This window comes from Streptomyces colonosanans (genome assembly GCF_001866645.1).
In the GTDB taxonomy this organism is placed as follows: domain Bacteria; phylum Actinomycetota; class Actinomycetes; order Streptomycetales; family Streptomycetaceae; genus Streptomyces; species Streptomyces colonosanans.
Genome location: NZ_MLYP01000094.1, coordinates 1 through 12537, shown reverse-complemented (window position 1 = coordinate 12537; position 12537 = coordinate 1). Strand labels below are relative to the sequence as shown.

Below are 12537 nucleotides of genomic sequence, written 5' to 3'. Positions count from 1 at the left end.
TCCAGCGAAAGCCCAGAGGGGCATCAGACGCGTCTCAAGCACCGGCTCCCGGGACGGTGTGAGACTTCCCCCCATGAGATTCACCATCCTCGGACTGGTCGGAATCGTCACGAACAACGAGTTGACTCCCATCGCCGGTCGCCGGCAGCGCATCCTCCTCGCCTCCCTCCTCCTCGCGGGCGGACGGCTCCTCACCAACGAACAGCTCTACAACGAACTGTGGGGCGACGATCCGCCCCACAACGCCCACAACGCCCTCCAGGCCCAGGTCTCCCGCCTCCGCCGCACCCTCAGCCGGCTGTCCGCCTCCTGCGACGACACCCCGCCCATGGTCACCCACTCGGCCGGCTACGTCCTGAAGGTCGACCCGAGCGCCGTCGACATGCACACCTTTCGATCTCGCGCCACGGAGGCGAAACGCGTCGCCGACACCGACCCGGGCCGCGCCGTCGACCTCCTGGACTCCGCCCTCGCCCTCTGGCGCGGCAAACCACTCCAGGACGTCGGAAACAGCCCCCTCTGCCACAGCATGGCCGTCCAACTGGAAGAGGAGTACCTCACCGCCCAGGAAACCCGTCTGGAACTCAAACTCCACTGCGGCCGCACGGAGGAGGCCATCGGCGAACTACGCGCAATCAGCGTGGTCCACCCCTGGCGCGAGCAGATCACCGAGATGCTGATGCTCTCCCTCTACCACGTCGGCCGCCGCGCCGAAGCCCTGGAGACCTACCACAGCGCCCGCCGTCAACTCACCGACCACCTGGGCATCGAACCCTCCCGCCGCCTCAAGGACACCCTCCGCGTCATCCTCCACGAAGAGCCCGCCGCCATCCCCCGCACCAGACCGGTCCTGGTCCGCTGACCCGCACCCTCCCGCCGCCGCACAACGCGGCGGGCCGCAAGGCTCCTTCCCCCGCGGCCCCCCGAACCGGCAGTGCTGGGAGCGCATGCGGCAGTACACAGCGGTCACCAGCGACGGCTGTCGCATCCCCGTCAGCTCATGTCCGGTTCAGTTCCAAGGCCTTGCCCTGCAGTTCTTCGAACAGCGAGACACTCCCGAGCAGGATCCGAAAGGAGTCGCGGATCCTCCGAGCCGGGCGACGGAAGTGCCGCTGACAGCCCCGAACGCGCTGACCAGCACAGTGAGTTCCCGCAGCCCGTCAGCTGCGGATCGAACCTCTGCAAAGGTTCGGTTTCAATCACCTGGGAGAAGACGCTTTCCACATCGGCGGGCCATTCGCTGCGCACGTTCCGTGCCCACTCCATGAACACTCCGAACGCGGCCGGTGCGATCTGCATCCGTCCGGCATGTGGGCATGCTGGGCTCCTCCAAAGGTGTTCGTCGGTGTGAGGTGTCGGCATGCGACTGCCGACACGTGGGGCGCAACCTGTGAGGGTCGGTAGAACTCGACCGGCTCCACCTGTTGCCCCACCACGAAACAGGTCGGGCAAACCAAAGAAATCGGAAAACCGCAGGTCAGCGACCCTTGTTGGCGGGTTCCAGGATGGCGACACACTCCACGTGCGAAGTCATCGGAAAGGTGTGCAGTTTGCCCTCTCCCAGGAAACATGCACGTCAGAGGCGGTTTCGAGGGCGAAATCCAGGCCCCTCCGAGAGCCTCGTGCGTCATACGGGCGTCACCGCCACAGCCGTGCGTCAGACGCGCGCGGATCACGATCGCTGCCCTGCCCGCAGGCTACGTGGTGGCAGGCCGTGCCGTTGGGACTGTGATGCGCGCTGGCCGTCTGGTCGAAGAAGGATCGGCCCGGCAGGCGCTGGTCACCCCGGAGCACCCGTACACCCGCGAACTCATCGAGCTGCCCGCTGCTGGGCGAAGGTCAGCACCTCCCGCGCAGCGGGGGGAACCTCGGCCTGTAATTCCGCAGGCACGCACACCTGCGGAATCGAGGTCCCACCTTGCCGCCCGCGAGCTCGGCCCCACAGGCCATCGCCGCAATCAAGCGTCGTTGCAGTCAGACAGGGTCCACGACCAGGGCGTTCTGGCCAGCCGAGGCGCTTTACCAGGCCGGTCTGACAATCGAAGGGCGATCGGAATCAGTTTCCGCCGCATTCAGCGCTCTGCCAGAACGTGGTGTCATCCGCCCCGCTCCATGCACCCGCAGCGCCGGCATCGTTTAGCCGAGCCGAGCCGAACCGCCTGGATTACGCCCGCCCGATCATCAGGAACCGTCCCGCACCCCAAGCTGTCGATATCACAAGGCACCAAAGGGGAGGGATACCGACGTGGACGCTCTCGCAGCGGCGGTACACACGCTTCTGGAAGATCCGGACGCATCTACGGAAGTGGAGGTGCCGACCCCGGAAGAAGCGGCACGTGCCGTCCGGCTCCTCGATCTGGGGCTACGTAGCGGCCGTGGGGTCCACCGCAAGATGGCCAAGAACGCGCTGCACGGCGCCAAGACGCTCTCGACCGACCGGCTCCAGGTCCTCTCCGAGTTCGTCCAGAACTCCGACGATGCCGGAGCCGGGCAGCTACGCATCCTGCTGCGGTCCGACGACATCCTGGTCGCCCACGACGGAGCCGGCCTGCGCCTGGCTGATGTCCTCCCGCTCGGCATGCCCTGGCTCAGCGGCAAGACGGCCGACGCCGAAGCCACCGGAAGGTTCGGCATCGGACTGTCCACGCTCAGGGCCCTGACCACGGTGTGGGAGGTGCACTGCCACCCCTTCCATGTGCGCTTCTCTGGTACCCACCTCGAACCCGCGGCGCCGCCGGAACTCCCCGACGGGATTTCCGGACCCGCGTGGACCGTCTTCCGCATCCCGCTGAGCCCCGGCACACTGACCGCGGTCCAGCTCCTTGAATGGTTCGAGGACTGGAACGACGCTTCCCTGCTCCTCCTGCGCCACCTCCGCAGCCTCGAAGTGACGGCGGGCGAGCACAGCACCGTACTAACCCTGTCCTGGGAGGACGTGACACAGCGTCGGATCCTGATCGACGGCGTCCAGCGCGACGCGAAGGTGCAGCACGCCCGGACGACCGACGGAGCGCTGTGGCGTGTGTACACGGCGCAGGTAGCACCGCACGCCGACTGGGAACGGAGCCACAAGGCCCTGGGCTCGACCGTGCCCGTGGGCATCGCGCTCCCCCTGGAGTGCGGGACGAACGGCAGCGTCCATGCCGGCCTACCCGTCGCTCCGCTGGACGTGGCTGCCCGCGTCCACACCCAGTTCGACCCCGTCGCCAGCCGCGAGGGTTTCGCCAGCAGCCGTCTCAACACACAGCTCGTCCCCGTGATCGCCGACCTGTGGGCAGCCGGCGTACGCGACGTCCTGGAGAGGGTGGACCACACAGCGTGGCATCTCATTCCGCTTCCCTCCCCGCCTGGCTCCACGCCAGCGAACCTGCTCCAGGACCGGATCCGCACCGAGCTGCTCACCCGCGCACGGCAGTCACTCGCCTCCGAGCTGGCCTTGCCTGTCGCGGAGGGTGGTCCCGACGCCCCGCTGGCCGATTTCGCGGTCGAGGAGGCCGCACTGTCGGAGGTCCTCGACGACTCCGACATCACCCGGCTGGGGAAAGCCCCGTACGCCTTGCCTGCCGCCGTCCGCGACAGCGGCGGCCGCTGGCGGAAGGTCCTCGCGGACTGGCGTGCGGCGGGTGCTGCGGATCTGCGCACGGAGGTGCAGGTCGTGGACGCGCTCAACCTGCTCTCCGACGACGAGTGGCAGAACGTCGCACGGCTCGTACGGCTCACCGCGGTCGCCCTCGAAGCGGGCCACGAGTATGTGCTGGTCGGCCGGGCGTGCCTGGTCACCGCCGACGGGCGCCGGCTGCGTCCGCAGCCTGCGGAGAACGCGTTCGCCGACGCGTCCGGCGAGGCCACTGGCCCCTTGGATGTGCTGGGCGTCGTTCTGGACCTGCATCCCGCCTACGCAGAGCACAACGCCTGGGCGAAGACCATCACTGCATGGCTGCGTCGGCGAGACTGCCTGGTGCGCCGCGACGACACGGCAGCCGTTCGGAGTTCGTACGGGCTTGGTCCGAGGGCGAAAACTATGCGCTCGTGATCGCCTCGCACCTGAAGAAGGGCGCCGGCAAGCCGACCCTCCGTCTGGTGAACGACCCCGTGCACCGCTTCGAAGTCGAACCGCCAACGGATGTCCGCCTCAAGGGCGTACGGGACCTGTCAGTAGAGTCGACCGTGTACGAGTGGCCTGGCACGGAGTAGTACCCCCGCTTGCCCCGCGTGGGCGGAAAACAGGCTTGCCGACCTGACAACAGGCGATGCGAGAGTCGTGGACGCATTCTGCATCCGCCGGTAGGCCGTACGACCAGCGCCAGGACATCCGGCGCCCAGCACGGCCACGTTGCCGCCCCGCTCTCTCGATGCGCCGCGGAATCGAGGGGCCGATGCAGAAGCCCCCTGCCCTGCAGGCGCCAGATCAGGGGGCGCAGGAAGGCAACAGGAGTCACGGGCGCGGGGAGAGGCAGCAGGCACCCGGTCCCTGCGAGGGTGGGCCCACCCCCGCCCCACCCCCTCGGCTCAAATGCACTCTCAGTCGCCCTGAGCCCGTACGGGTCTTGGGCAGTCGCCGCAGAGGCTCCTAAGAGAGCTTCTCGAAACCGAGTGTGGAGCTGGGGCTTCCGCACGGGTGTGCTGTTCAGGTGATTGTGGCCGCGCGGGGGCCTGAAGGCAGGGCCTCTCGGTAGCACAGAGGGTGTCTACGCCACTGCTCACCGGGAGGCCCTGTTGCCGCAGTTGTATCGGTCTGCTGTGAAAGAGTCCATTCCGGACACGCGGACGTGCGACTGCTTCGCGCACAAGTACGGCAACGCCGCGGACAATCCGTCCGGCGGGCACTGCTATCCGACCGACATGACGGACGCGGAGTGGACCGCGGTCCGCGAAATGATCCCAAAGCCCGCGTGGGCCGAGGGCCGGGGCGGCCGGCCGGCCGGAGGAGTACTGCCACCGGGACATACTCGACGCGATCAGGTACGTGGTGGACAACGGTGTGAAGTGGCCCGCGCTGCCTGCCGATTACCCGCCGTGGAAGGCGGTACACCGGTTCTTCACCCGGTGGCGGAAGCAGGGGCTGATCGGCGAGTTCCACGACCGGCTCCGCGCCACGACCCGTGAAGCGCAGGGCCGGGATGCGGAGCCGACAGCAGGGGCGATCGACTCGCAGTCCGCGAAAGGCACGTCCACGGTCGAGGCCGCGACCAGCGGTTATGACGGTGGGAAGAAAATCAAAGGGCGCAAGCGACACATCGTGGTGGACACCCTCGGCCTGATCCTCGCGGTCATGGTCACCCCAGCGGCGGCCTGCCCCGCTGGTTCGGCGGCGTGCGGGCCCCGTCCACGCTGGGCAGCTTCCTGCGCGCCTTCACCTGGGGGCATGTGCGCCAACTTGAGTCTGCCGCGAGGGCGTTCACCTGCAATCTGGCCGCGCATACCGGCCTGGTCCCCAAGACGGACGAGGTGGTGTTCGTGGACATCGACTCCAAGGTCAAGCAGGTGTACGGGCCGGCCAAGCAGGGCGCCTCGTTCGGCTACACCGAGCAGCGCGGCCTGCACTTCCAGATCGTCACCGTCAAGACCACAGCCTGCGCGCCGGTCATCGTCGCCACCCGGCTGCGCAAGGGCTCGGCAGGCTCCGGCAAGGGGGCTGCGAGCCTGCTGCGCGAGGCCCTCGCCACGGTGCGGGCGATGGGCATCACCGCGAAGATCATCGTGCGCGCGGACTCGGCGTACTTCTCCCACAAGGTGGTGGACGTGTGCCGGAGGGCGGGCGCGCACTTCTCACTGGCCGTGGCGGTGAAGAAGACGATCCGCGAAGCAATCGCGGGCATGGACGAGTCCTCCTGGACACCGATCAAGTACACGAGCGCGGTGTGGGACGCCGCCGAGGAACGCTGGATCTCCGACGCGGAGATCGCCGAAGTCCCGTTCACCGCGTTCACCAGCAAGAAGAAGGCGTTCCGCACCACCGCCCGACTGATCGTGCGCCGCGTGAAGCGGCTGGCCCCGAAGAGTGTGCCGGAGGGGCAGGCCGAGCTGTTCGGCGTCTGACGCCACCACGTCATCTTTACCGACAGCCCGTTCGTCCTGGCCCAGGCCGAACCCATGCACCGTGAACACGCCCAGGTCGAGCAGGTCTTCGCCGACCTGGAGGACTCCGCGCTCGCCCATCTTCCGTCGGGAAGTTCACCGCGAACGCCGCCTGGCTCACCCTGGCCGCCACCGCCTACAACCTCACCCGCGCCGCCGTCCACCTCGCCTCCGTCTTCCACGCCAGGGCACGGACCGGCACCATTCGCTGCCACCTGATCAACATCCCCGCCCGGATCGCCACCGGCGCCCGCCGCCTCACCCTCCACCTGCCCCAACACTGGCGCTGGGCCGACGACTTCACTGACCTGTGGACGGCGTCCGGACAGCGCATGGTCACCTGACCACACGATTGCTCTGCCCGCCCACGACCCGAAAGACCTTGGAGACCCCGCACCGGACGGCCACCCGGCAATCGCCGCTGCCCGCACCCCGAAGAAACACCCGGAACCCGCCCGACATCCGTGATCAGAATTCACGCGGTGGATCGAGGCTCAGTTCGCCTGGGTCCCATGAGTGTCCGAACTCAGCTCATCCCACATGCGTCCCACAAAACCGTGACAGCTCGTCAGGAGCAAGGGAGTATGCAGGTCAGGACCCATTGATCAAGTTGCACCAGTAAAGGGCCAGTTTCATACCCTCCCGGTGAATGACCGAACCCCGTCTCTGTTCCGGGAAGCTGTCCGAACCTCCAAGAAGGAGGCCGCTGCGCAAACTCTCCTCAGGCTCACCCTCGACCGCGAACCCGCCGCACCCCATCCAACGAGGAGCACCGTACGGCCTGCAAGCGATCGACCCCGGCGACATCCACGACCAGCGCGCACGAGGCTCGGAGGGGCAACCGGCCCGCCCTCGGGATCAACTACGAGAGCCGCCTGCCACCCCGCCCAAAGCAGGGTTGACAGGCGGCTTCCCAACGCCTGACTGCCCGTCAGAACGTGCGTCAAACGTGCGTCAAAAATGCGCCGCGTGCGTCAAACATGCGTCAAGATATCGCCCGTAACGCCCACAGTGCACATAACGCACACTACCCAAAACTGCAGGTCAGGCGCCCTTCCCAGCAGGCTCAAGGATCGCCACGCACTCCACGTGATGCGTCATCGGAAACAGATCGAACGCCCGCAGCATCCGCACCCGGTATCCGCCCTCCCGGAAGTACGCCAGGTCGCGTGCCAGCGCCGCCGGGTCGCAGGCCACGTAGGCGATGCGGCGCGCGCCGAGCGACGTCAGGTGTGCCACCGTCGTGCGGCCCGCTCCCGCCCGCGGCGGGTCCAGGACGATCAGGTCGACCTCGGTGATGCCGGTGCGCGGGAGGACCGATTCGACCTTGCCCTGTTCGATGCGGACCCGGTCGAAGCCGGCCAGGTTGTGCCGAGCGTCCTCCACCGCGCGCTTGCCCGACTCGATGCCGAGCACGGCACCCTTCTCGCCGACCCGGTCGGCGAGCGCGCCCGCGAAAAGGCCGACGCCGCAGTACAGGTCCAGCGCCATCTCGCCCTTGCGCGGCAGCAGCCCCTGCATCACCGCCGTCACCAGCGTGTCCGCGGCCTTCGGGTGGACCTGCCAGAAGCCTCCGCCGCCGACCCGGTAGGTGCGGCCGTCGGCGCGTTCGCGGACGAAGGGGCGGCCGTGGACGCGGTGGATGCCACCGGTCCGCTCGTCGACCCGCAGCACCGACACCGGACGGTCCAGTTCCACCAGGGGCAGCCGCGCGCCCGGCTTGGGCGTCAGAATGACCTGGCGGTCCTGCGAACCCGTCGCCGCGACCGCCTCGACGCAGTCCATGCCCGTCCAGTCGCGCTTCTCGACGCCCAGCTCACTGACGCCCTCCGCGGCGATCAGGCAGCGGTCGACGGGCTCCACCTCGTGCGAGCGGTGCCGGCGCAGTCCCGCGCGGCCGGAGGCGTCCACCGCGTACTGCACCCGCGTACGCCACTTCGGCACCTCGCCCGCCGGAAGCTTGTCGCCCTCGGCCGGCATCACCGTGCCGTCCCAGCCCACCTCCTCGGGCGTGAGGCCCGCGAGCCGCCGCAGCTGCTCGGCTATCACCTCGCCCTTGAGCCGGCGCTGGGCGCCCGGCTTGGCGTGCTGCCAGTCGCAGCCGCCGCAGCGGCCGGGGCCGGCGTAGGGGCAGGGCGCGTCGATGCGGTCCTTCGAGGCCTCCAGCACCCGCACGGCGTCCGCGCGCAGGAACCGGGCTCCTTCCTCGCCCTCGGTCACCTGCGCCACGACCCGCTCGCCGGGCAGCGCGTGCCGGACGAAGAGGACCTGGCCCTCGTCGGTACGGGCGATGCAGTGACCGCCGTGGGCGACGGGGCCGATCTCGACCTCGTACTCCTCCCCCACCAGCGACTTCTTCGGTTCTGCCTGCATGGCGGGGTGACTCCACAACATCGAGAGGGAACGGCCGGACAACAGCCCACCAGTCTACGTGCTCCCGCACACGTCAGTTCCCCGCGGTGGGTTCCTTCGTCCGCTGCTCCGCCGGCCCGCGGCGCACCGCACCCGGCGCGTTCCAATCCTGCCGCCTGCGGGCCCGCTTCTTCGCCGCCTCGGAGGACTGCAGCTGGTACGGCACCGAGGTCACCATGACGCCCGGCGTGAACAGGAGCCGGCCCTTGAGCCGCAGCGCGCTCTGGTTGTGCAGCAGATGCTCGTACCAGTGCCCCACCACGTACTCGGGGATGATCACGGACACGGCGTCGCGCGGGGACTCCCGGCGCAGGCCCTTCACGTACTCGATCACCGGACGGGTGATCTCGCGGTACGGGGAGTCGAGGATCTTCAGCGGAACGTCGATGCCACGCCGCTCCCACTCGTCCTTCAGTGCCTTCGTCTCCGCCGGGTCGACGTTGACGCTGAGTGCCTCCAGGCTGCCGGAGCGCAGCAGCTTGGCGTAGGCCAGGGCGCGCAGCGTGGGGCGGTGGATCTTGGAGATGAGCACCACCGAGTGGACCCGCGACGGGCGCACGCTGTCGTCGCTCGGTTCCTCGGGGGCAGTGAGTTCGTCGGCCACGCGGTCGTAGTGCCGGCGGATCGCCGTCATCGTCGCGTAGAAGATGCACATGCCGAGCAGGGCGACCCAGGCGCCGCGCGTGAACTTGGTGACCAGGACGACGACCAGGACCGTGCCGGTGAGGAAGGCGCCGAAGGTGTTGATGGCACGCGAGCGCATCATGTGGCGGCGCTTGGCCTGGTCCTTCTCGGTGGACAGGTGGCGGTTCCAGTGCTTGACCATGCCGACCTGGCTGAGGGTGAAGGACACGAACACGCCGACGATGTACAGCTGGATCAGCCGGGTCGAGTCGGCACCGTAGACAACGGTCAGCAGGATGGCGGCGCCCGCGAGCAGCACGATGCCGTTGGAGAAGGCGAGACGGTCGCCGCGGGTGTGCAGCTGGCGGGGCAGGTAGCGGTCCTGGGCGAGGATCGAGCCGAGTACCGGGAAGCCGTTGTAGGCGGTGTTGGCGGCGAGGAAGAGGACCAGCGCCGTCGCCGCGGCCAGGACGATGAACAGGAAGCTGCCCTTGCCGAAGACGGCCTCGGCGACCTGGGAGATCACCGGGTTCTGCACATAGTCCGGGCCGACCGGGACGCCGTTGTGCAGGAGGTTGACGGCCGGGTTGTCGGACATATGGACCTGGGTCGTCATGGCCAGCGTGATGATTCCGCAGAACATCGTCACGGCCAGCAGGCCGATCATCGCCAGCGTGCTCGCCGCGTTCCTGGACTTGGGCTTGCGGAAGGCGGGGACGCCGTTGGAGATCGCCTCGACGCCGGTGAGCGCGGCACAGCCGGAGGAGAAGGCGCGCAGCAGCAGGAAGACGAGGGCGAAGCCGGCGATTCCCTGGTGTTCGGCCTTGATGTGGTAGTCGGCGGTCGGCGCCCGCATGGTGTCGCCGAGGGCGAGTCCACGGAAGGCACCCCAGGCGATCATGATGAAGACGCCGGCGACGAACACGTACGTGGGGATCGCGAAGAGCGTGCCTGACTCCTTCACGCCGCGCAGGTTCATCAGCGTCAGCAGCACGATGACGGCGACCGCGCACAGCACCTTGTGCTCGACGACGAAGGGGACGGCGGAGCCGAGGTTCTCGATGCCGGAGGAGATCGACACGGCGACCGTGAGGACGTAGTCGACGAGCAACGCGCTGGCGACGGTCAGGCCTGCCTTGGGGCCGAGGTTGGTGGTCGCCACCTCGTAGTCGCCGCCGCCGCTCGGGTAGGCGTGCACGTTCTGCCGGTAGGAGGCGACCACGGTCAACATCAGCACGCCGACCGCGACCGCGATCCAAGGGCTGAAGTCGTACGCCGACACACCCGCGATGGACAGGACCAGCAAGACCTCGCCGGGCGCGTACGCCACGGAGGACAGCGAGTCGGAGGCAAAGACGGGAAGGGCGATGCGCTTCGGAAGGAGCGTTTCGCCGAGCCTGTCACTACGCAGTGCGCGCCCGATCAGGATGCGTTTGGGCACGTCGGTCAGTTTGGACACAAGAGAGGATCGTAAGGGTTCGAACTTGGGGTCGCCTCCCCCCGGACAGAGATCTGCCTCACGAGTGAAATCGGAGAGCGATCCGCTGCGGATTCCGCAGGTAAAGAGTTCGGCATGTCTATATGACGAAACCCCCATGTCTTACGCCCTGAACCCCCACCTCTCGCGCTCCACGGAGGTTCCATGCACATGACCGCGGAAGTCGCCGGCGCCGGCGCCGCACTCATCGGCCTCGGAATCCTGACACTTCTCAGCGTCCGCGGCATCAGTGGTCGCTGATCGCGTCAGGCCGTCCGGCGTGCCTTGCACGGGGGGTGCCCCACCCGGACGGTGCATGTGTAGCTTGGTCGGCGGTCTGAGACCCTGTCCTTGGCGTCCGGACTGAGCCGTGACCATCGATACCGGAAGGACGGTCGTGCACATCGTCATCATGGGCTGCGGAAGAGTGGGCTCCGCTCTTGCCCAGACCCTGGAGCAGCAGGGGCATACGGTCGCCGTGGTCGACCAGGACCCCACCGCCTTCCGGCGACTGGGCTCCGGGTTCGGCGGCCGGCGTGTCACCGGGGTCGGCTTCGACCAGGACACCCTGCGCGAGGCGGGCATCGAGGACGCCGGCGCCTTCGCCGCCGTCTCCAGCGGCGACAACTCGAACATCATCGCCGCGCGCGTGGCCCGGGAGATGTTCGGCGTCGAGAACGTCGCGGCCCGCATCTACGACCCCCGCCGCGCCGAGGTCTACCAGCGGCTCGGCATCCCGACCGTCGCCACGGTCCGGTGGACGGCCGACCAGATGCTGCGGCGTCTGCTGCCCTCCGGTGCCGAACCGCTGTGGCGCGACCCCACCGGCGGCGTCCAGCTGGCCGAGGTGCACACCTCGCCGCAGTGGGTCGGCCACAAGGTCAGCAGGCTGCAGGAGGAGACGGGCGTCCGCGTGGCGTTCCTCACCCGGCTCGGCGAGGCCATACTGCCCACCTCGCAGACGGTGCTGCAGGAGGGCGACCTGGTGCACGTGATGATGCGGACGGACGACATCGAGATGGTCGAGGCAGCGTTCGCCGAGGGGCCCGAAGGGGAGGGCGGTCACTGATGAGGGTCGCCATTGCCGGTGCCGGTGCCGTGGGCCGCTCCATCGCGGGCGAACTCCTGGAGAACGGGCACGAGGTCCTGCTGATCGACAAGGCGCCGACCGCGATCTCGGTCGAGCGCGTTCCCCAGGCGGAGTGGCTGCTGGCCGACGCCTGTGAGATCACGTCCCTGGACGAGGCGGCGCTGCAACGCTGCAACGTCGTCATCGCCGCAACGGGCGACGACAAGGTGAACCTGGTCGTGTCGTTGCTGGCGAAGACGGAGTACGGCGTCCCCCGCGTCGTCGCCCGCGTGAACAACCCGAAGAACGAGTGGCTGTTCAACGAGGCGTGGGGCGTGGACGTGGCCGTCTCCACCCCGCGCCTGATGTCGGCCCTGGTCGAGGAGGCGGTGAGCGTGGGCGACCTGGTCCGCCTGCTCCGCTTCAGTCACGGCGACGCGAACCTGGTCGAGCTGACCCTGCCGCCCGAGTCGGCGCTGGCCGGCACGCAGGTCGGCGACGTGGAGTGGCCCGAGGACACGTCCCTGGTGACGATCATCCGCGGCACCCGGGTGCTGACGCCCTCCCGGGAGGACTCGCTGGAGGCGGGCGACGAACTGCTGTTCGTGGCGGCGCAGGCGCGGGAGGGGCAGCTGGAGGATCTGCTGTCGGTGCGCAAGGCGAACACGGCCGACTGACGGCGGTCGCACGAAGAGGGGGCGCCCGGAGACTTCCGGGCGCCCCCTCGGACGTATGACGACGGGCTGACTAGTGCCGCGGCAGGCAACGTTTGCCCGTTAAGGAGCGGCGTTCGGTGCGTTCCCCCACGCTCGGCTTCGCTCGCGCGGGCGGTGCCCCCACCGGCGTGCCGGCCGGAAGCCCTCGTACTGGACGTACT

General features: G+C 68.6%; 9 protein-coding genes and 1 pseudogene. 8 read left to right on the top strand and 2 right to left on the bottom strand.

Annotation, left to right across the window (positions count from 1 at the left end):
- Positions 1-73: 73 nt before the first annotated feature.
- From BIV24_RS28850 to BIV24_RS36600, 6 genes and pseudogenes are all read left to right on the top strand, one after another.
- Positions 74-862, top strand: coding sequence for an AfsR/SARP family transcriptional regulator (locus BIV24_RS28850; RefSeq protein ID WP_071369416.1), 789 nt, complete (start codon positions 74-76; stop codon positions 860-862).
- Positions 863-2245: 1383 nt separating this feature from the next.
- On the top strand, positions 2246-4033 hold the full coding sequence (locus tag BIV24_RS28845) for an ATP-binding protein (protein ID WP_143064685.1): 1788 nt from the start codon (positions 2246-2248) through the stop codon (positions 4031-4033).
- On the top strand, positions 4030-4194 hold the full coding sequence (locus tag BIV24_RS34665; protein ID WP_177198851.1) for a hypothetical protein: 165 nt from the start codon (positions 4030-4032) through the stop codon (positions 4192-4194). Before BIV24_RS28845 ends, BIV24_RS34665 begins: the two co-directional genes overlap by 4 nt.
- Before the next feature lie 751 nt (positions 4195-4945).
- Positions 4946-5227: pseudogene (locus BIV24_RS34660) on the top strand (transposase); the annotation flags it as partial.
- An 86-nt stretch (positions 5228-5313) separates the two neighbouring features.
- A complete protein-coding gene (locus BIV24_RS28840; RefSeq protein ID WP_071369414.1) occupies positions 5314-6039 on the top strand; it encodes a transposase in 726 nt (241 codons plus the stop codon).
- A gap of 161 nt (positions 6040-6200) precedes the next feature.
- Complete coding sequence (locus BIV24_RS36600) at positions 6201-6422, top strand: hypothetical protein (protein WP_425442602.1); 222 nt, start codon at positions 6201-6203, stop codon at positions 6420-6422.
- 700 nt (positions 6423-7122) lie between these two features.
- On the opposite strand, the gene BIV24_RS28835 is transcribed toward BIV24_RS36600, so the two are convergent.
- Together BIV24_RS28835 and BIV24_RS28830 are read right to left on the bottom strand one after the other, a co-directional pair.
- Positions 7123-8451 (bottom strand): class I SAM-dependent RNA methyltransferase, encoded by a 1329-nt coding sequence (locus tag BIV24_RS28835; RefSeq protein ID WP_071369413.1) that lies wholly within the window; start codon positions 8449-8451, stop codon positions 7123-7125.
- Between the two features lie 73 nt (positions 8452-8524).
- Positions 8525-10573 carry an APC family permease gene (locus BIV24_RS28830; protein ID WP_071369412.1) on the bottom strand — a complete coding sequence of 683 codons (2049 nt, stop codon included), beginning with the start codon at positions 10571-10573 and terminating at the stop codon, positions 8525-8527.
- Positions 10574-10988: 415 nt separating this feature from the next.
- On the opposite strand from BIV24_RS28830, the gene BIV24_RS28825 reads away from it, so the two are divergent.
- Complete coding sequence (locus tag BIV24_RS28825; protein WP_071369421.1) at positions 10989-11660, top strand: potassium channel family protein; 672 nt, start codon at positions 10989-10991, stop codon at positions 11658-11660.
- Complete coding sequence (locus BIV24_RS28820; RefSeq protein WP_071369411.1) at positions 11660-12337, top strand: potassium channel family protein; 678 nt, start codon at positions 11660-11662, stop codon at positions 12335-12337. The genes BIV24_RS28825 and BIV24_RS28820 overlap by 1 nt, the downstream gene beginning before the upstream one ends.
- Positions 12338-12537: the final 200 nt, after the last annotated feature.